Origin of the sequence: Glycomyces sp. YM15, assembly GCF_016918015.1 — a bacterium.
GTDB lineage: Bacteria > Actinomycetota > Actinomycetes > Mycobacteriales > Micromonosporaceae > Glycomyces.
This window is the reverse complement of the sequence record NZ_JAERMK010000009.1, coordinates 80,557-100,478: the sequence shown is the minus strand read 5'-3', so window position 1 is coordinate 100,478 and position 19,922 is coordinate 80,557. Positions and strand designations below refer to the sequence as shown.

General features: G+C 69.4%; 18 protein-coding genes. 15 read left to right on the top strand and 3 right to left on the bottom strand.

Translation table 11 applies throughout. The features are described 5' to 3' along the window. Nucleotides 1-120: 120 nt before the first annotated feature. Nucleotides 121-906, bottom strand: coding sequence for a DeoR/GlpR family DNA-binding transcription regulator (locus JHY01_RS11945; protein WP_205325871.1), 786 nt, complete (start codon nucleotides 904-906; stop codon nucleotides 121-123). A gap of 167 nt (nucleotides 907-1,073) precedes the next feature. Between JHY01_RS11945 and nagA the strand changes: the two genes are divergently transcribed. Next, a complete protein-coding gene (nagA, locus tag JHY01_RS11940; RefSeq protein ID WP_307814400.1) occupies nucleotides 1,074-2,189 on the top strand; it encodes an N-acetylglucosamine-6-phosphate deacetylase in 1,116 nt (371 codons plus the stop codon). Nucleotides 2,190-2,249: 60 nt separating this feature from the next. Here the strand turns inward: nagA and JHY01_RS11935 are convergent, their stop codons facing one another. Further along, entirely contained in the window at nucleotides 2,250-2,681 is a 432-nt protein-coding gene (locus JHY01_RS11935) for a DUF4190 domain-containing protein (protein ID WP_205325870.1), read from the bottom strand. Nucleotides 2,682-3,435: 754 nt separating this feature from the next. Between JHY01_RS11935 and JHY01_RS11930 the strand changes: the two genes are divergently transcribed. Both JHY01_RS11930 and hisC read left to right on the top strand, forming a co-directional pair. After that, nucleotides 3,436-4,323 carry an RDD family protein gene (locus tag JHY01_RS11930; RefSeq protein WP_205325966.1) on the top strand — a complete coding sequence of 296 codons (888 nt, stop codon included), beginning with the start codon at nucleotides 3,436-3,438 and terminating at the stop codon, nucleotides 4,321-4,323. After that, entirely contained in the window at nucleotides 4,320-5,381 is a 1,062-nt protein-coding gene (gene hisC, locus JHY01_RS11925) for a histidinol-phosphate transaminase (protein WP_205325869.1), read from the top strand. Before JHY01_RS11930 ends, hisC begins: the two co-directional genes overlap by 4 nt. Nucleotides 5,382-5,470: 89 nt before the next feature. Here hisC and JHY01_RS11920 read toward each other — a convergent pair whose 3' ends face one another. Beyond that, the gene (locus tag JHY01_RS11920) at nucleotides 5,471-5,809 is read right to left on the bottom strand and encodes a helix-turn-helix domain-containing protein (RefSeq protein WP_205325868.1); all 339 of its coding nucleotides are present in this window, start codon (nucleotides 5,807-5,809) and stop codon (nucleotides 5,471-5,473) included. Nucleotides 5,810-6,048: 239 nt separating this feature from the next. Between JHY01_RS11920 and JHY01_RS11915 the strand changes: the two genes are divergently transcribed. The 12 genes from JHY01_RS11915 to JHY01_RS11860 all read left to right on the top strand — a co-directional run bounded on the left by JHY01_RS11915 (nucleotide 6,049) and on the right by JHY01_RS11860 (nucleotide 19,920). Continuing rightward, on the top strand, nucleotides 6,049-6,762 hold the full coding sequence (locus tag JHY01_RS11915; RefSeq protein WP_205325867.1) for a DUF3662 and FHA domain-containing protein: 714 nt from the start codon (nucleotides 6,049-6,051) through the stop codon (nucleotides 6,760-6,762). 360 nt (nucleotides 6,763-7,122) lie between these two features. After that, entirely contained in the window at nucleotides 7,123-7,617 is a 495-nt protein-coding gene (locus JHY01_RS11910; RefSeq protein WP_205325866.1) for an FHA domain-containing protein, read from the top strand. Between the two features lie 71 nt (nucleotides 7,618-7,688). Beyond that, a complete protein-coding gene (locus JHY01_RS11905; protein WP_205325865.1) occupies nucleotides 7,689-8,954 on the top strand; it encodes a PP2C family serine/threonine-protein phosphatase in 1,266 nt (421 codons plus the stop codon). A gap of 54 nt (nucleotides 8,955-9,008) precedes the next feature. Then, the gene (locus JHY01_RS11900) at nucleotides 9,009-10,988 is read left to right on the top strand and encodes an FtsW/RodA/SpoVE family cell cycle protein (RefSeq protein WP_205325864.1); all 1,980 of its coding nucleotides are present in this window, start codon (nucleotides 9,009-9,011) and stop codon (nucleotides 10,986-10,988) included. Continuing rightward, the gene (locus JHY01_RS11895) at nucleotides 10,985-12,442 is read left to right on the top strand and encodes a penicillin-binding transpeptidase domain-containing protein (RefSeq protein ID WP_205325863.1); all 1,458 of its coding nucleotides are present in this window, start codon (nucleotides 10,985-10,987) and stop codon (nucleotides 12,440-12,442) included. Before JHY01_RS11900 ends, JHY01_RS11895 begins: the two co-directional genes overlap by 4 nt. 226 nt (nucleotides 12,443-12,668) lie before the next feature. After that, on the top strand, nucleotides 12,669-14,015 hold the full coding sequence (locus JHY01_RS11890; protein ID WP_205325862.1) for a serine/threonine-protein kinase: 1,347 nt from the start codon (nucleotides 12,669-12,671) through the stop codon (nucleotides 14,013-14,015). Between the two features lie 73 nt (nucleotides 14,016-14,088). Beyond that, nucleotides 14,089-16,011, top strand: a complete 1,923-nt coding sequence (gene pknB, locus JHY01_RS11885) for a Stk1 family PASTA domain-containing Ser/Thr kinase (RefSeq protein WP_205325861.1) — start codon at nucleotides 14,089-14,091, stop codon at nucleotides 16,009-16,011. A 218-nt stretch (nucleotides 16,012-16,229) separates the two neighbouring features. Next, nucleotides 16,230-16,487: a hypothetical protein gene (locus tag JHY01_RS11880; protein WP_205325860.1), complete on the top strand. Its 258-nt coding sequence runs from the start codon at nucleotides 16,230-16,232 to the stop codon at nucleotides 16,485-16,487. Nucleotides 16,488-16,514: 27 nt separating this feature from the next. After that, a complete protein-coding gene (locus tag JHY01_RS11875) occupies nucleotides 16,515-17,285 on the top strand; it encodes a hypothetical protein (RefSeq protein WP_205325859.1) in 771 nt (256 codons plus the stop codon). Then, nucleotides 17,278-17,709 (top strand): hypothetical protein, encoded by a 432-nt coding sequence (locus JHY01_RS11870; RefSeq protein ID WP_205325858.1) that lies wholly within the window; start codon nucleotides 17,278-17,280, stop codon nucleotides 17,707-17,709. The genes JHY01_RS11875 and JHY01_RS11870 overlap by 8 nt, the downstream gene beginning before the upstream one ends. Before the next feature lie 307 nt (nucleotides 17,710-18,016). After that, a complete protein-coding gene (locus JHY01_RS11865) occupies nucleotides 18,017-19,543 on the top strand; it encodes a hypothetical protein (protein WP_205325857.1) in 1,527 nt (508 codons plus the stop codon). Continuing rightward, nucleotides 19,534-19,920, top strand: a complete 387-nt coding sequence (locus tag JHY01_RS11860; protein WP_205325856.1) for a hypothetical protein — start codon at nucleotides 19,534-19,536, stop codon at nucleotides 19,918-19,920. Before JHY01_RS11865 ends, JHY01_RS11860 begins: the two co-directional genes overlap by 10 nt. Nucleotides 19,921-19,922 lie beyond the last annotated feature (2 nt).

Below are 19,922 nucleotides of genomic sequence, written 5' to 3'. Positions count from 1 at the left end.
GGCGGCGTGGAGCCTGCCGATGACGGTTTCGCGTTCGGCGTTGGAGATGCGGATGTTCGGGTCGGGGGTTGCCATCGCTCGCCGCTTTGTTCTCACCGGTGGGCGCGTCGGGCCTGTCGGTTAGACGACGATGACGCGGATGCCCGCTTCTTCGAAGCCGCGCAGCTGCTCTTGCGGGGCGTTGCCGTCGGTGACGAGGGTGTGGACGCGGTCGGTCGGGCAGATGCGGGCGAAGGCGTGGCCGCCGATCTTGGAGCCGTCGGCGATGACCACGACTTTGCGGGCACGGGCGGCCATGAGCGCGTTGATGGCCGCTTCGCCTTCGTGGTGGCTGGTCGCGCCGAGCTTCATGTCGATGGCGTCGACGCCGAGGAAGGCGATGTCGAGGGTGATCTCGCGGAGGATCGGCGCGGCGAGCGGGCCGATGAGTTCGTAGGACTGCGGGCGGACGACGCCGCCGACGACGACCACTTTCAGGTGCGGGCGGACGATCAGTTCGTTGGCGATGTTGAGCGCGTTCGTGACGATGGTCAGACCGGTGGAGCCGGGGGTCGCGACGAGGTCGGTCCGGGTCGCGAGTGCGCGTGCCACTTCGGTGATGGTCGTGCCGCCGTTGAGGGCGATGACCTGGCCGGGGCTGACCAGGCCCGCGGCGGCGGTGCCGATGCGGTGTTTCTCTTCGACGTGGCGGGCGGTCTTGTAGCGGAGGGGGAGGTCGTACGAGATGCCGCCGGCGACGGCGCCGCCGCGGGTGCGGGTGATCATCTGCTGCTGGGAGAGCTGGTCGAAGTCGCGGCGGATGGTGGCCTGCGAGACGCCGAGCCGCTCGGCCGCTTCCTCCACTGTGATGCGTCCGGTCTCTGCGAGGATCTCCAGCAGGGTGTTCCACCGGGCATAGCGGTCCACGTCGCTCCTCGGGTCGGGATCGCGGCGGGCGGGCCGCGGTCTGCGCGATAGTGTTCGTTGTACGTCTTCTGGCGCTCGAGTGATGCTCAAGTCATGCTCGCGCGCTCACGATCATTGTGCCGCACCGGGGTGGGCCCATACACGCCGGATCGATTGGAAGGAGCGCCGTGGACGGCGTTTTGCTGCCGGCCGTGGGCCGAATCGTCACTCCCGACGGGATCGTCAACGGGACCCTGATCGTCGACGGCGACCGGTTCGAGGGGATTCTCGAGCGTGAGGGCGAGCCGACGGGCTGGGTCCTGCCCGGCTTCGTGGACGTGCACTGCCACGGCGGCGGGGGTTTCTCGCTGGCGAACGGCGACCCGGAGTCGGCGCGGGGGGCCGCGGCGTTCCACGCCGCGCGCGGGACGACGACGCTGGTCGCTTCGCTGGTGTCGTCCACGCACGGTTTCCTGCTGGATGCGACGCGGGCGCTCAAGCCGCTGGTCGCGGACGGGACGCTCGCGGGGGTCCACTACGAGGGGCCGTACATCTCCGCGGCGAAGTGCGGGGCGCACCGTGTGGAGGTGCTGCGGGACCCGGACTTGTCGGAGCTGACGGAGCTGATCGAGGCCGGCAACGGGGCGGTGAAGATGGTGACGATCGCGCCCGAGCTGAACGGCGCGCTGGAGGCCATCGAGTTCCTGGACCAGCGCGGGGTCGTGCCCGCGATCGGGCACACGAACGCGAGCTATGAGCAGACCGCGGCGGGGATCGACGCGGGCGCGCAGGCGGCCACGCACCTGTTCAATGCGATGCGCGCTTTCAACCACCGTGAGCCGGGGCCGATCCCGGCGCTCCTGGACGATGAGCGGATCTTCTCCGAGATCGTCGCCGACCCGGTCCACCTGCACCCGGGCACGATGCGGTTCGCGTTCGACACGTCGCTGCCGGCGTGGACGCTGCTGGTCTCCGACGCGATGGACGCGGCCGGGCTCGACGACGGCCGCTACATGCTGGGCCGTCACGAGGTCGAGGTGACCGACGGCGTCGCCACGGTCGCGGGGACCGACGTCATCGCGGGTTCGACGATCACGCTGCTGGACGCGTTCCGCAACGCCGTGCGCCTGGCCGGGCAGTCGGTGGCGTCCGCGTCGCAGATGGCCTCGGCGACGCCCGCGGAGCTGTTGGGCCTGAGCGAGGTCGGGGCGATCGAGACGGGGAAGTACGCCGACGCGGTGGTCCTCGACGACGACCTCAACCTGGTGTCGGTGATGCGGCGCGGGGCGTGGCTGCAGGTCTGAGCCATCGACGAGCGGGGGGCGGGGGCCCCCCCCCCCCCCCCCCCGCTCGCTTTCCTGCCGTCAGAGCATCGGTGCGGCGTCGTACTGCATGCCGCCGCTCGCGCCGATGAGGGCGTAGATCAGGCAGAACGTGAGGAACGAGGCGATGCCGAGTATCAGGCCGGCGATCGCGAACGGCTTGTTGGTGGCGATCCCCTTGTTCGCGCGGGCCCAGCCGACCGAGCCGAAGACGATCGCGAGGACGCCCAGCGGCCACGTGAAGGTGTTGATCAACGGGATGAACGAGAGGACGACCGCGATGATGCCGCAGACCAGGGCCGCGGTGCCGAGGCCGTTGCGCGGTTCCTGGCCGCGCAGCGGACCGTCGCCGTTGAAGGCCGGCGGCGGCGGTGGGGGCGGCGGGACCATCCCGCCCGCGTAGGGGCTGTACCCGCCGCCGGCGGGCGGCGGTGCGTCCGGGCTCGAGCCCGGATGCGGAAACGCGGAGGGCATCCCGCTCTGCGGCCGGTCGGATGGCGCTACGGGGGTCTCACCAGGCGTCGATCCAGGCGGTCGCTCGGGCGTTTCCCCCTCTCGTCGGTCGGGTCGTGCTTCACGGGGTTCCCTGTCGGGTCTGGATTCGTACGGTGGCGGGCCGGGTTCGTTGCCGGAGAACGGGGTCCCGCCGTCCTCGGTCTCGTCCTTCCGCTCCGGTTCGGGCGGTTCGGGTTCGGGTGGCCCCGGGGTCGGCGGGTATGTCGTCATGGCGGCCTCCTCGTCTGGTGCGGGCGTTCGGCCCCGATGTCCCGCAAGGTAGACCAGATACCGCTGGCCCGTGGGGATTCAGGGGAACCGGTGGTCCCGTCTCCCGGAGCCGGAGCGGACATTCGAGAAGTCCGTTCGGATTTTTTGCGGTTAGGGGTTTACTACCCGTCAGTAGACGAGTAGAAATGAGTTACGGATCCGGAAGGACTTCCCGGGGACACGGTCTCCGCAGACCGGAAGGATTCGTGCACCGCCGCCGAGCACCCACGTGCGACCTGAGCCGTCGGGAGGCACAGCGGGACCAGCACCTAGGGGCCAGTCACCGCTATAAAAGACTTCACGCTTGGTAACTCGGTCGGAAGTGCAGTTAGTTGCGAGCGGCCCAGTCGCGGCAGTAGCCGACTGGGCCGTGTCGTTGTCTTCAGACCGGTTCGGACGGCCGCGAGGGCACTGTGGCCGAACTGACTGGGAATGCGGGAACGAGGCTGCAAGAATGGCCTCGATGACCACGATCGAACCCGGCTGGTACCCGGACCCCGCCGACCCGGCCACCCAACGCTACTGGGACGGCGGCGCCTGGATCGGCAAGCCCGTCCCCGCCGACGCCGAGCCCCCCGCCGAACCCGAGCCGCTCGATCCCGAACCGGAACCGCTCCCCGCCCCGCGACGGGACGCCTCCACACCGGACCCCGCCTTCCAGGCGCTCCCGCCCGACCGCCGGTACGGCGACGGCCCGCCGCCCCGCGTCATCCAGCGCACCCCCGGCGCGATCCAACCGCCCGACACCGTCCCCATCCGCTCCCTCGGCGTGACCGTGGGGTGGATAACCCGCCACGACATCCACCGCATCCTCGGCGGCCGCGTCCTCGCCCACCCCGGCCAGCGCTTCGTCGCCCGGATCGTCGACCTGCTGTGCATGCTGGCGCTCAACGCGGTCGTCAACGGCTACTTCATCTACCAGATGCTGCAGACGTTCTGGCCGTACTTCCTCGAAGTCGTGGCCGCCCCGGACGCCGGCGACGTCGCCGTGCCCTCGCGCCTCTCCGACCAGCTGTGGGTGGTGCTGCTCATCGCGCTCGGGCTGTGGTTCGCCTACGAGGTCCCGGCGACGCTCAACACCGGGCAGACGATCGGCAAGCGGCTCATGGGGATCAAGGTGGTCTCGCTCGCTCCGGTGAAACTCGGCTGGGGGCGGCTGCTGCTGCGCTGGTCGTACTTCGCGCTGCCGCTCGTCTGCTTCCCCTTCGGCGCGGTGATCTGGATCCTCGACGGGATATGGTGCATCCGAGACCAACCCTTCCGCCAATGCCTCCACGACAAATCCCCTGGCACCGCCGTCGTCGATGTGAGCGGCGAGAAGGCCGACCTTGAGAAGGAGCCTCCACGATGAGCGATCCTCTGCGTGAAGACCTCGAGTCCATCCCCCGCTACGTTCCCGGCAAGGCGATCCCGAATGCCGTGAAACTCTCCAGCAACGAGGTGCCGTACGGCCCGCTTCCCGGTGTGGTGGAAGCGATCTCGGCTGCCGCCGAGAGCGTGCACCGCTACCCCGACCTCGGCGTCGTCGAGCTGCGGGGCGTCCTGTCCGAGCGGCTCGGGCTGCCCGTCGAGCGGATCGTGACCGGCACCGGCTCGGTCGCCCTCATCGGGCACCTCATGCAGGCGGTCGCGAAGCCCGGCAGCGAGGTCGTCTACTCGTGGCGGTCGTTCGAGGCCTACCCGATCGCCGCGACCGTGGCCGGACTCAAGAGCGTCCAGGTGCCGAACACGCCCGACCACCGCCACGACGTCGACGCGATGCTCGCCGCCGTCGGCCCCGACACCCGCGCGATCGTGATCTGCAGCCCCAACAACCCGACCGGGCCGGCCGTCACGAGTGACGAGCTCGACCGGGTCTTCGCCTCGGTCCCCGAGGACGTGCTCGTCGTGATCGACGAGGCCTACCGCGAGTTCGTGACCGACCCGGCCTGCCCGGACGCGATCGAACGCTATGCCGACAGGCCGAACGCGGTGATCTTCCGGACCTTCTCGAAGGCCTGGGGCCTGGCCGGACTCCGGGTGGGCTACATGGTGGCCCGGTCCGAGGTGGCCGACGCCGTGAGCCGGTGCGTGATCCCGTTCGCGGTCAACGCGGCCGCGCAGCGGGCGGCGCTCGCGGCGCTGGAGGCCGAGGGGGAGATGCGCCGCCGGGTCGCGCTGGTGACCTCCGAGCGCAAGCGCACCGTGATGGCCGCAAGGGAACTGGTGCCGGACGTGCCGGACTCGCAGGCGAACTTCTTCTGGCTGCCGCTGGGCGACAAGGCCGTCGAGTTCGCGGCGCACTGCGAGGGACGCGGGATCCTGGTGCGGCCCTTCGGAGGCGACGGCGTGCGCGTCACCATCGGACTGCCGGAGGAGAACGACGCCCTGCTCGAGGCGCTGCGGGCGTTCATCGACGCCGACGCGTAGGACAGCGACCGAACGCGGCACCGGGACCGGTGCCGCGTTCGGTCATGGTCGAGGGGGAGTCCGGGCGCCCCACCGGCGCCCGGCTCCGATCACTTCGCCGAGCCGCGCTCGTTCTCGCTGCAGAAGGCCTCGTACATCTCGGCGAGGGTCTGCTTCTGCTTCGAGGTGAGCTCGCGGTCGGTGGCGATGGCCAGCGGGGTGGCGGAGCCGTTCTCGGACGTGAGGTTCGCCCGCAGGTACATGATCGGGGTGGTCACCCGGAGCGCCAGCGCCAGCTGCCGCAGGACCGCGCCACTGGGGCGGCGCACGCCGCGTTCGCCCTGGAGGTAGGGGTTGGAGACCCCGGCGGAGTCGGAGAGCTCGCGGAACGAGACGTGGGCGCGTTTGCGCACGTCCCGGACGAATGAGCTGAAGTCGCGATCTGTCACCCGCGTCACCCTACGCGCCTTCGACCGGGATCGCCACCCGCCCCTGCCTGGCCTTGTCAGCATTCGGTACTACCAGCTGACAGCGACCTCACCCGATCAGACGATATGAATCGGACTCGGGGAAGGGTTGCGTCTCAACCGCTCGCCGTCGCCGGAACCCAGCCGATACCATCGGGAGACGACGCGGCTATTCAAGGGAGCGTCACGGACCGGATGGCGTCTGACGAGGAGGAGAACCGGTGAGCGTTCTGCAACGCTTGGAGAAACAACTGGAGGGCCTGTTCGAAGGCACCTTCAACAAGATGTTCAAGGGCGTTGTGCACCCGGTCGAGATCGCCAGCGCCATGCAGCGCGAGGCGGAGACCCACAAGGCGGTCCTCGCCGGCGGGCGCGTGCTGGTGCCGAACCGCTACGTCATCGACCTCTCCCCGCCCGACCACGACCGCCTCGCCCCCTATGCGGCGGCGCTGGCGCAGGAGCTGGCCCAGTCCCAGGCCGAGTTCATCGGCGAGAACGGCTGGACGGTGTACGGCGACGTCATCGTCGAGATCGAGCGCGGTGAAGGGCTCGACACCGGCATGTTCCGTGTGACCGCTGAGGTCGCGGCCCTCAACGAGGGTATGGACCAGCCGGTCTCCGGCGGCGGCTACGGCCCCGCCCAGCAGCAGGCCCCCACGGGGCCGGTGCTGGTGACCGCCGACGGCCGCCAGTTCACCGTCGCCCACGGCGCCACGATCATCGGCCGCGGCGAGCAGGCCCAGATCCGGCTTCCCGATGTCGGTATCTCGCGTCGCCATGTGCGCGTTGACTTCGACGGCCGCCAGGTCTCGGTCACCGACCTCGGCTCGACCAACGGCACGCTGGTCAACGGCCAGCGGATCGCCACGGTCTCCATGCAGCCCGGTGACGTGATCCAGATCGGCACCACCTCCCTGACGCTGCAAGCGGGTTAACGCCCGTGAGTACGTGACGCCCCGGTCCGGCAGACCGGGGCTTCGTGCTGCCGGGGGAAGTAAGGTTCCCCGGGCTGCGTGACGGCGCGGCACGCGCCAGGTCCGCATTCGGTCCGAAGGGTTCTCCTCCGGCCCGGGCCAGGGCGATCAGTGACAGCGAGTGGGCGGGCCTCGGGCTGTCGCGCGGACCTGGCGCCTCCGGCGCCGCGTCACGCGGCCCGGGAAACCTTGTGCCTCTGACCGTCTCAGCGGCTCGGGTCGGCGCGTCCCCGGCGGGCGGGCCCGGCGGCTCGCCTTTTCGCCCGTGCCGCGGTGGGCTACCGTGTCTGGGACCGATCGTTCATTGGCTGGGAGCGCCGAATGCCTGAGATAGTCCAGACCGTCGCCCGGTTCGGGTTCCTCGTGCTGCTGTGGCTGTTCGTGTTCGCCGCCGCCCGGACGATCACCCGCGACCTGCTCGCCCAGCGCCGCCCCGCGACCGCCGGCCCCGCCGCCGGCGCGGGCCCCGTCTCGGCCCCGCCCGCTCCGGGCGGACGCGGCGCCCGCCCGCAGGCCCCGCAGGCGGCGGCGCAGTGGCTGGTCGTCACCACCGGCGAACTCCAGGGCCGCCGGTTCGTGCTCTCCGGCCAGCCCATCTCGATCGGCCGCGCCGCCGACTCCACGATCGTCATCCGCGACGACTTCGCCTCCAACCGGCACGCCCGCGTGCGCCCGCAGGACGGCCAGTGGGTGGTCGAGGACCTGGGCTCCACGAACGGCACCTACCTGGGTCGCGCTAGAGTCACTGCACCCACGCCGGTCCCGCTCGGGGTGCCCATCCGGATCGGGCGTTCCTCCTTCGAGCTGCGTCCCTAGCAGCCCGCGGAACGAGAGACGGCGATGTCGACATCGAACAGCGGGCGTGCCCGCGCTACGGCGGTTGATTCATGAGTTTGCACCTGCGATACGCGGCCATCTCCGACCGCGGGGTGGTGAGGCAAGGCAACCAGGACTCGGTGTTCGCCGGTCCCCATTTCATCGCCGTGGCCGACGGCATGGGCGGCATGGCCGCCGGTGACCTCGCCTCGGCCATCGTCATCAACACCGTCGCCCGGCTGGACGTGCCCCCGCCCGCCGACTCGGTCGTGGACGAACTCGCCGACGCCGTCGCCGATGCCAACCGCGCCATCCGCCGCCAGGTCGCCGACGACCCGCAGAAGGAGGGCATGGGCACCACGCTCACCGCCCTGTGGTTCGACGGCGAGTGGTTCAACCTCGTGCACATCGGCGACTCGCGCGCCTACCGGCTGCGCGAGGGCGGCTTCGAGCAGATCACCGTCGACGACACGTACGTGCAGATGCTCGTCGACGAAGGCCGCATCACCGCCGAGGAGGCCGAGCGGCACCCGCAGCGCTCCCTGCTGCTGCGCGCGCTCGGCGCGGCCGAGGTCGAGCCCGCGTTCCAGACCATCAAGGGCGTCCCGGGCGACCGCCTGGTCCTGTGCTCGGACGGCCTCTCGGGGCCCGTCTCCGACGCCGACATCGCCCGCACCCTGCAAAACGCCGCGTCCCCGCAGGAGGCCGCCGAGACCCTGGTCCAGCAGGCGCTCGACGCCGGCGCGCCCGACAACGTGACGGTGCTCGTCGCCGACGTCGTCGCCGAGGACCCGGGCGAGCAGCGCCAGCTCATCGGCGGCGCGGCCGCCGACGCGCGACTGGCCGAGTCCGACACGGCCGTCCTGCGAGCGGTCAAGGAGGCCGAGGCGTCGGCCGACGCGGACGGCGAGTCCGAGACGACCGACCCGCAGCCGAAGGCCCGCAAGCAGGGCCGGGTGTGGCGCACGATCCTGGCCTGCCTCATCGTGCTCACGCTCATCGCGGGCGGCGGCGTGTGGTGGGCGCGCACGCAGTACTTCATCGGCGTCTCAGAGGCGGGCACCATCAGCCTCTTCCGAGGCCTCCCTTTTGAGGTGGCGGGATACCGGCTGGCGTGGCTCGACACGGACACCGGTCGGCCCGCCGAGGACGCCGTGGACTCGGTCGAGTCCGATCTCGAGAACGGGATCACCGTCGACGGCGGCGCCGCCGAGGACGAGTTGAGCGCCCTGGTCGACCCCGATGCCGGAAACGAGAGCCTCGACCCGCTGTGCGCCACCGCGGAAGGCGAGTCGGAGGCCGCTCCGGCGGCTGCAAAGGACTGTCGCGACGACTGAGCGTGGCCGATATAGGCTCGCTACGCATTCCGTATTGAGACGCAAGGGGAACTGATGGCCCAGCCGATGTCGGCGACCGCCCGGCCGGCGGGACCGTCCGAACCGCCGCTCACACCGCTGACGGGCATGCCCAAGCGCGTCTTCCGCGAGATCGTCATGATGATCATGGGCGGGGTCGCGGTCTTCCTGTTCCAGTTGACGATCGACGTCGCGCTCACCGACGAGACCACCTCGGTGACCTACCTGCTGCCGCTGCTGATCTTCATCGTCTCGATGTGCGCGTGGACCGCCGTCAAGTTCCTCGCCCCGTACGCCGACCCGCTGCTCGTGCCCATCGCCGCGTTCCTCACCGGCATCGGCATCGTCTACATCCGGCGCATCGACCGCACCGCGGCGAGGGAGGACCCGCTCCCGGCCGACGCGGGCATCTTCGCCGGGCAGGGCGGGCGCCAGCTCATGTACTACATGGCCGCCGTCGTCCTGCTGACCGTGCTCCTCGTGGTGGTCCGCAACCACCGGGTACTGCGCGGCTACGCGTACATCCTGCTGTTCGCGGGCATCTTCCTCGCGGCGATCCCGGGCTTCCTGCCGTACTCGATCTCGGGTTCGGGCGGTTCGAAGAACTGGATCCGCCTGGGAAGCTTCTCGGTCCAGCCCTCCGAGTTCGCCAAGCTGATGCTGCTGATCTTCTTCGCGGTGTACCTGGTGCGCAAGCGGGACATGCTCTCGGTGGCCGGCAAGAAGATCCTGGGCCTGCAGCTGCCGCGCATGAAGGACCTCGGCCCGATCGTCATCGTCTGGGCCGCCAGCCTCATCATCCTCGTCATGGAGCGCGACCTCGGCACCTCGCTGCTGCTGTTCTCCATCTTCCTCTCGATGCTGTACATGTCCACGCGCCGCGCCTCGTGGATCGTCATCGGTCTGACGATGTTCATCGGCGGCTGCGTCGCGATCTACCCGTTCTTCTCGCACCTCCAAGTGCGCGTGGCGATCTGGCTCGACCCCTGGGCGTACGTCGACGACCCGGTGACCTCCTCGTACCAGCTCGTGCAGGGCCTGGTCGCGCTCAACTCCGGCGGCATTCTGGGGAACGGGCCCGGCTCGGGCAACCCGAACCGCATCCCCGCCTCCGAATCGGACTTCATCCTCGCCGCGATCGGCGAGGAGGTCGGCCTCATCGGCCTCATCGCGATCCTGCTGCTGTACGCGGTCCTCGTCGAACGCGGCTTCAAGATCGGCATCATGTCGCGCGACCAGTTCGGCTCGCTCATGGCCGGGGGCCTGGCGTTCCTGGTCGCGTTCCAGTTGTTCGTGGTGTTCGGCGGCGTCACCGGGCTCATCCCGATGACCGGCCAGACGACGGCGTTCCTCGCCGCGGGCGGCTCCTCGCTCGTCGGCTCGTGGCTGCTGATCGGCCTGCTCGTGCGCGTCTCGGACGACGCCCGCAAACCCTGGCAGGCCTCGTTCGGCCTGCAGAAGACCGAGGCCCCGCCGGAGTTCCTCGCCGAGCAGGCCGCCAAGCGCGCCGCCGAGCAGGCGGCGCTCGCCGGGGTTATGGACTCCGGGCCGATCCCGGGCGGCGACCAGCCGACCGAGCTCATCATCCCGGGCCACCTCCAAGGCGGCGGCCCGACGCAGGGGACCATGGAGGAGGACGTGCTCAGCCCGCCTCCGGGCGGCCCGGTCTCCGGCCCGCCGATGTCCCCTCCCATGTCGCCGCCCCCGTCGCCCCCGCAGGGCGGCGGCCAGTACGGAGGCCCGACCGGCCAGCCCGGAGGCCCGACCGGCCAGCCCGGAGGCCCGACCGGCCGGCCGGGACACCCCGGCAACCCGAACGCCCGAGGCCCCCAGCAGCCGCCGCAGACACCCCCGCCGCCGCCCGGCTCCGCGTACGGCAGCCCGCCACCGCCGCCTCCCGGCGACCCGACCCGCCCGGCCCCGCAGACGCCGCCGCCCCCGCCGAGCTCTGCCTTCGATTACCGGCCCCAGCCCCCGACAGGCTACGACGACAACAGGAAAGAGGGCAGCGAATGAACCCGGCCATCCGCCGTACCGGCGTCCTGGCGCTGATCCTGCTGGGCGCCCTCATCGTCCAGTCCACGTGGGTGGGCTTCTTCCACCACGACGACTACCAGGGCCAGCTCGACGGCCGCAGCATCGTCGCCGAGTACTCGGTGCCGCGCGGCCTGATCTTGGCCGGCGACGTCGTGATCGCGCAGTCGGTCCCCACCGACGGCGGCGACTACGAGTACATGCGTGACTACCCCGAAGGCGACTACTTCGGCAACATCACCGGCTTCAAATCCCTCCGCTATGGCTCGTCCAATCTGGAATACGCTGAGAACTCGCTGCTCAACGGCACCAGCTCGCTCCTGGCCCTGGACGACTTCATGGCCACGATCCTCAAGGAGCGCAAGATCGGCGGCAACGTGGTCACCACCATCGACGCCGACCTGCAGAAGGCCGCGTACGACGCGATCGCGGACACCGGCGTCAAAGGCGGCGCGGTCGTGATCGACCCGAAGACCGGCAAGATCCTCGCCCAGGCCTCCTACCCGGGCTGGAACCCGACCGAGGTCGCCTCCAACAACGGCGACACCTCCGAGGACGCCAAGGTCGCGCTCGACGAGTCCGGCGACATGCTCGACCTCACCCGCCAGGAGTTCTTCCCGCCGGGCTCGACGTTCAAGACCATCGTCTCCGCCGCGTACATCGAGAACGGCGGCAAGGCCAGCGACATGGTCCCGGCCGGCAACGGCTACACCGCCCCCGACACGAACCACGAGATCACGAACTCCTCGGGCCAGTGCCCCAACCAGGAGTACACGCTCGAAGAGGCCTTCGCGCTCTCGTGCAACACCACGTTCGCGCGGCTGTGCGTCGAGGAGCTGAGCGTCGAGCAGATCACCGAGATCACCGAGGCGTTCGGTTTCGGCGAGGCTTACGAGACCCCGCTGTCGACGGTGCCGTCGAAGACCGGCGACCTCTCCGAGAAAGCCTTCCGCGCCCAAGCCTGCATCGGCCAGCAGGAGGTCCGTGAGACCGTCCTGCAGAACGCGCTCGTCGCCGCGACCATCGTCAACGGCGGCGACCGGATGGCCCCGCAGATCGTCGCCGAGCTCACCGACTCCGAGGGCAACACCGTCCAGAAGTTCGCCGAGGACAACCTCGGCCGGTCGATCGACCTGGACACCGCCCAGGAGCTGCAGATCCTCATGGAGGCCGTGGTCGAGGACGGGACCGGCCGGACCGCCCAGATCGACGGCTACACCGTCGGCGGCAAGACCGGCACCGCCGAGCACTCCGAGGACGGCGAGAACCCCGACCCGGACCACGGCTGGTTCCACGGCTGGGCCATGGACAAGGACGGCGAGCCCGCCGTCGCCGTCTGCGTGTTCCTCGACTCCTACGGCGACGGGGCCTCGGCGAAGGCCGCCGAGATCTCCGGGGACCTCATGCAGCAGGTCCTGGAAGGCGCCGAGGACTGACGGCCGCCCGGGAATGATTGCGGCAAAGACACAGTTCCCTCACGATCCTTGGACGCAGCAACCCAACAGCGCTCCCGAACGTGGATCCTCGGAGAGGTCGGAGCCGAGGTGCCGCGCTCCAGTGCCGCCGCCTGACGAACCAGGAGCTGGGCGGCCTGACAGTAGACTGAAGCGCCGAGCGCCGATCCCCCGGAGCTGATACCTCCCGAAGAAATGAGGAGACGCCGTGTTGAGCCCCGAAATGCTCCTCGGGCAACGCTATCGCCTGCGCGAACGCATTGCCGTAGGCGGCATGGGCGAGGTCTGGCGGGCCGAGGACACCGTGCTCGAACGCACCGTGGCCGTGAAGGCGATGCTCCCCGCGCTCCTGAACGAGCCCGGTTTCGCCAAGCGCTTCGCCGCCGAGGCCAAGACCGTGGCCGCCCTCACCCACCCGCACATCGTCAACGTGCACGACTTCGGCAACGCCGACCTGCCCAGCGGCGAGACCACCGCCTACCTGGTGATGGAGTTCATCGAGGGCAAGTCCCTCGCCGACCTCATCGCCGAACGCGGCCGCGTCGACGCCCGCGAACTCATGCCGATCATCGCCGCCACCGCCGAGGCGCTCCAGCAGGCCCACGAGCGGGGCATCATCCACCGCGACATCAAACCCGGCAACATCCTGGTGCGCGCCCGCGACGGCCAGGCCGTGCTCACCGACTTCGGCATCGCCCGCTCGGGCGCCTCCGGCGACCTCACCGCCACCGGCTCGGTCATGGGCACCGCCTCATACATCGCCCCTGAACAGGCCGAAGGCACGGGCGTACTGCCCGCCTCGGACATGTACTCGCTCGGCGTGGTGGCCTTCCACGGCCTCACCGGGCACCGCCCGTTCCAGGCCGAGAACCCGATCGAGCTCGCACTCCACCATGTGCGCACCCCGCCCCCGCCGCTGCCGCCCGACATCCCGCCGGGCGTGCGCGCCTTCGTCGAGCGCTCCCTGCTCAAGGACCCGCATCAGCGCTTCTCCAGCGCCACCGAGATGGCGGCGCTCGCGCGCGTCGCGGTCGACGCCAACCCGATGTCGACCTCGGTCATGCCGCCGGTCGGGCAGCTGCCGCGCCGCGCCGGCGTCGTGACCATGGGAGGGCCCCCTGCGGGCGTCGCCGACCCGATGCCCGCCGCCCCGCAGCAGCCGCAAGGCCAGATGCAGGCGAACCAGATGCACGCGGGAGGCCAGGTCCCGCCGGGCTCCTCGCCTCCGGGCATCGATCTGGGAGCCGCGACGCCCCCGCCGGCGTCCAAGCCCGTGGCGAAGCGGCCGCTGGTGATGGCGGTCGCCGGTGTGGTGGCGCTTGTGGTGCTGAGCGGTATCGTGTTGCTGTTGCTCCAGTTGAACGGCGGCGGCACCCCCGGCGACGGGGGCGAGGACACGACTCCGACCGTGTCCGAGTCGGTGGAGGGCGAGGACGAGGACACGTCGCCCGACGCGGAGGACATCAGTCCCGCCGACGACGGTCGGCCGACCGGTAGAGGACCGACCGGTGACGGACCGGGCGTGGGTGACTGCATCGGTGCCAACTGTGACTGATAGCGGGCTTTCGGGCCTGCCGCAGCGATTAGAATCAAGCCGCGATGAACGGAACACGAGGACGTAAAACGCGATGACGACAGAGCCCCGCCTCCTAGGCGGCAGATACGAGATCGGCGAGGTCGTCGGCTACGGGGGGATGGCTGAAGTCCACCGTGGCCGGGACCTGCGACTCGGCCGCGACGTGGCGGTGAAGCTGCTGCGGGCCGACCTCTCTCGCGACGAGTCCTTCCTCATCCGGTTCCAGCGCGAGGCCCAGAACTCGGCGTCGCTCAACCATCCGAACATCGTCGCGGTCTTCGACACCGGCGAGGACGCCGGCATCCCGTACATGGTGATGGAGTTCGTCAACGGCCGGACCCTCAAAGAAGTCCTGATGGCCGAGGGCCGCTTCGACCCGGCGACGGCCTGCGAGGTCGTGGCCGACATGTGCTCGGCCCTCGACTTCAGCCACAAGCACCACATCATCCACCGGGACGTCAAGCCCGGCAACGTGATGCTCTCGGACACCAACCAGGTCAAGGTCATGGACTTCGGCATCGCCCGGGCCCTGGCCAGCGGCCAGGCGACCATGACCCAGACCAGTGCCGTCATCGGCACCGCGCAGTACCTCTCGCCCGAGCAGGCGCGCGGCGAGACCGTCGACGCCCGCTCGGACGTGTACGCGGTCGGCTGCGTCCTCTACGAACTGCTCGTGGGGCACCCGCCGTTCACCGGCGACAACCCCGTGTCCGTCGCCTACCAGCACGTGCGGGAAGAGGCGCGGCCGCCTTCGGAACTGAACCCGGCCATTCCCGCCTCTGTGGACGCCGTGATCATGAAGGCGCTCGCGAAGAACCCCGAGAACCGGTACCACTCGGCCGGGGAGATGCGCGAGGACCTCATCCGCGCCGCGCGCGGGCAGGCCGTGATGGCCCCCGCGGTGATGAGCGCGGGCGACCGGACCCAGATGCTCGCCGGCCCCGACTCGACCGCTCCGATCACGCCGATCGCGACCTCGTCGAGCAAGCGCCGCCCGTGGCTGATCGCCCTGGGGGTGATCCTCGCGCTCGTCGCGGTCACGGCGGCGTCGTGGGGGATCATGAAGTTGCTCGAGACGTCGGCGATGGTGGCGGTGCCGAACGTCGTCGGGCAGGAACGTGCGGTGGCGGAGAAGACGCTCACCGATGACGGCTTCGAGGTGAAGTTCACCGAAGTGGCCGCGACCGATCCGAACGACACGAACATCGACCACGTCACCGACCAGGACCCGAAACCGAACACTGAGGTCGACGAGGGCGAGACGATCACACTCACCGTGATGGTCGCGCCCGAGAACGTCAAGGTCGAGAACGTCGTGGACGAGCAGTTCGAAGAGGCGAAGGCGACCCTCGAAGCCCAGGGCCTGAAGGTCGTCAAGAAGGAAGAGTCGAACACCGCGCCGTCCGGCCAGGTGCTGTCCCAGGATCCCAAGGCCGGGACCGAAGTCCCGCCGACTACCGAGGTCACGCTGGTGGTGTCGGCGGGCGGCCAGACCAAGGTGCCCGACGTGTTCGGCATGACCGTCGAGCGGGCGACCACCACGCTGAACGAGGCCGGTTTCGAGGTGGCGGTCGAGTACGGCGTCCAGGCGGGCACTTCGACGGGCGTCGTCTTCAAGCAGGATCCGGGCCAGGGCTCGACCGAGTCCGACGGCACCACGGTGACCATCACCGCCCAGGGCGTGGTGATCACCTGGGACGCCGCGACCACGCCGGAGCAGCTCCAGACGACCCTGCAGGGTCTCGGGCTCACCGCCACGATCGAGGGTGACCCGACCGCCGAGACCATCGAGGCGGTCACCAATGAGGACGGGCCGATCACCAGCGGCATGGCCGTTAAGCCCGGTTCCGAGGTCACCATCACCGCCGCCGCTGGAGACGGCGGCGGAGGCGGCGACGACGAGACCTCGGAGTCCCCGTCGGAGACCTGCAGCAACCCGCTGGACACGCCGCCCTGCGACCAGGGCAACGGCTAGCAGAGCAAGCGAAGAGGGCTCGGATGCGCAAGCGTCCGGGCCCTCTTTTCATTCCGGAGCGTTGGGAGCCAACCGTGGTTCGGGTCGATGACCGTCAGCGTGTCATGCGCGGTTGACCCGGGTCGGGTAACGTGGGCCGCGACGGCGGTTCGCGGAGCGGTTGTACGACTTCGCGATCACCTGTGCCCCAACCGGAACCAGCGCGAATGGATGCTCCCATGGCTTCGATTGATGATGTGATCGCCTCGGTCAGTGCGAATGCGAACGCGGTGACGGAGGTTCAGGGACAGATCGAGGGCAGCAAGGCGATGACCGAGGAGACCCTGGGTCAGTTGCAGGCCTTGGGCGTCGAGGGTGCGATGGCGGCGCTGTCGGGTTGTAAGGAAGCGCTGGAAGAGTGCAGCGCGATGGCTGCTGCGTTGCAGAACAAGCTGAACGAGGCGATGGCTGCGGCGGCGGCTGCGAAGCAGCAGTAAGTATCGGTCGTGGCGCGTCTGCAGGACTTGGCCGCCAAGATCGAGTCCGATCGGGCTGCGGTCGAGGCGGTCGCCGGACCGATCAATTCGTCGAAGGGGCAGGCCGAGCACACGGCCAGGGCTCTTGGCGGGCTTGGTGTCGAGGTCGCGTCCGAGCGGATGCGCGGCGTGGTCGAGAAGATCGAGGAGGCCGAGTCGATGCGCGCTGCGTTGCAGGGCGCGTTGGTGAAGGCGCACTTCATTGTGCTGTCGGCCATCCACGGCACCCTTGGACCGGGAGCACGAAGCTCGGCACCTGACAGCTCCGCTAACGCCGGAGCGGCCGGGGGCGGTAGCGGCCCGCTTCCGAACGATCCGCTCACTCCCGCAGCGCCGAGCTCAGATGGCGAGAACACACCTGAAGGCTCTGACTGCGTCTCCTCTCCTGAGCTGCAGTACCGGAACGGCGACCAGATCGAGCCGTGGGAGGCTGTGCCGCAGCCGCCCGCGATCCTCCAATTCGAGGATGAAGACGACGAATTCGACCGGTTGATGCGCAAATCCGATGACTTGTCCGACGGCACAAAGAACGTCGCCGACTCGCTCGATAACATTGTTAAGGGCCTCGAACGAGGGCCGGCACCGAGCGAACTTCGCACGATCACCATCCAAGACGACGGAGCTGTAAGCACCGCGATCCCTTTCAACCCACCGCCGTTCAGCAAGGCCAGCCTTACCGCCTCGCTGGCGGTAGCCGGGGTCGGAGCGGCCTACGCAACTAAGAAGCTAGTGAACCGATTCAGGAGGAACGATGGATGAGCTGCTGGCGAAGTACGTCGAGTACCTTCGCGCCCTGCTGAAGCAGGACTTCGAAAGCTCCGCGCGGCATTTCAACGACCTTCCTGACGGCGAATGGCCGGGGTCGGGTCGGCTCAATACGGCCCTTTTCGGCCTGTCGGTGCGACAACGCTTCGGCAAGGAACCCGACCCCCGCGCAATCAAGGCCTTTGTCGATGCCTTCATGGTCGGAGTCAACAACTCCGCCGAAAAGGTCAAGCCGATCCATGTTGAGATGCTGATCCGGTCGGTCCTTGGCGAGTCGGACCTGTTCGATGAGGTCCCGCATGCCACTGCGAACACGGTGATGCCTTCGGCGTCGTATCTGATGGTCAAGCAGCTTGGGTTCACTCCGGATCAAGTCGACCAACTCATCGACAAGGCCATCGAAAGGGCTAATCGGTAGTCGGTCATCGCCACAGCATCTCTAGGGGGCCAAGGGCAAAGCCCTTGGCCCCCTTAAGCTCTCAAAAACTTCTAGACACTCTTGCATCGTAAGTTGACACGTAAGTTTTTGATGAGTCATCATCGAAGGACCGGCACTCGCAATCTCTTGCGGGCCAAGTTCTTACGTCTCGAACGGAGCTTGTTACGAAGCATCCAGATCGCATTGACCAATTCTGATAGGTCAGAATGTAATCGCCGCCCGGCGGGCCTGAGTCCGCTAAAACCTGGTTCCGCCGGGCGGCTCCAACAACAGAAGGAGTCCTTCCGTGTCGTCTACGACGATACGCTATTCCGGCGTACCTGAAAACAGCCATTCCCGCCGCTTCACCTCCGAAGCCGCCGCCTACTCCACCGCACCCGCCAACCCCGAGTCCGGCCCGATCCCCGGCAGCGACGAGGAACTCGCGGCGATCCTGCGTGCTCGGCTCCGCAACATCGCCGTCCGCGATTCCGTGCCGCACACCGAGCCACATGCCGCGCCGCAAACCGAACCATGTCCTGTGCCGCGTTCCGAACCGGGTCCCGAACCGCGTCCCGCGCTGCACACCGAGCCGCGCACCGAACCGCTCCCCACGCCGCGATTCACCCCGGGGAAAGCCGGGCCGGTCTCGTCCGACCCTCGCCACAACCCGGCCTACCCGCACCCGAAGAACCCCGGGCTCTTCGGGGAGGTAGACGGCTACTACGACTGGGCGGGCCGTCGCCTCTTCCTGTCCGACGGCTCTCCCGATCCGATGACACCCGGGGCCTACCGGTACCAGACCCGTCCAGACCTGTGCGTCCTCGACGCCGCCGATGACGACCCCTGGTCGCCGCGCTACGAGCCGGACCACCTGCGGCACAAGCCAGGCGATGACTGGTTGATCGACAAGACCCGCCCCTACGATGTCCTCGACCCGGGCCCGTTCGGCTCCCCGGGATGGTTCCCCGACCGCCGGACCGGCCGTCACCGCCGTGACGAGCTCCCCGACCCGATCCCCTGGTGGGAGATCGAAGAGGACCCCGAGAAAGCCGAGTGGGCCGAGCGCGCCGAAGCGCTCTACGACCGCCGCACCCGCATCACCCGCGAACGCGAAGCCCAGGAAGCCCGGGAAGCCAATCACCGGGAGGTCAATCACCGCGATGCCACCGACCGCCGACCCTCCACACCAGGCGAAGGCGCCGACCGCGACAACACGGACCCTCCCGAACCACCGTCCCGGCCGCCGGTTTCCGAAGAGCGTCCCAGTCCGCAACCGGGGCCCCGGCCTCAGCCCTGGGCGCGGCCCGAGACCGAACCCCAAGCGCGCGAACCGATCCGCGAACCGATCCGCGAACCCGTGGCACGTCAAGTGCGCCCGCAGCACCATCCTCACCTGCCGCGTCAGGCGGATCGCCGCGCGACCGATGTCCCTACCGGCATCCCCGAGGATTCACCGCACCGGTTCGGCAAGCTGCGCGAAGACGCCTGGGACCGGTTCATCGAGAAGTCCGCTGACCTCGCCGCCGCCCACCGCTCGCCGACCGTGATCGAACGCGAATGCGGCCCGACCATCGGCAGGATCGCACGCGGCATCCGCCTGACCATCGGGCTCCTCCGCCACCGGCCCAAGCCACGCGCGGAGAAGCCGGCGCCACCCGACCGCCACACCGCGCTCGCGGCCCGGACCGCCCGGTTCGCCGGGGCCGTGCGCGGAGCGCAGCGGGCCCGCACCGAGGCATCGGTGCCCCGACGCACAGCGCCCGTGTTCGCGCCTGGAATGTCGGTGCCCGGGACCGGAACCCGCGCGTCCGGAGGTGCGGCATGGGCGTAGGCCGCCTCGCTCCGTACCGCATCCGCGCCCGGTATGACCAGGCGCTCAGGGAGATCCCGCTGCCGGTGAGGTCGTTCGGCGGGATCGACCCCGACGGCCTCACCACCGTCGCCGAGACCGAGGTCTTCGGCCGCCAGGTCCGCTTCGGGGTGCTGTACGCGATCCCGCGCTTGTGGATCACGCTCCCCGAACACGTGCCGCCCGTCCTGGGCTTCATCACCGGTTTCGACACCACCGCATCGGGCTCCGCATGCCCGGAACTGCACATCACCGGACTCGACCACCTCGACTGGGCCCGCCAGCCCGGACGGGCTGCCGCGCTCAAACGCGAAGCCGTCGCGGCCTGGCATGTGGCCCAACGCGAATGCGAAGGATGACC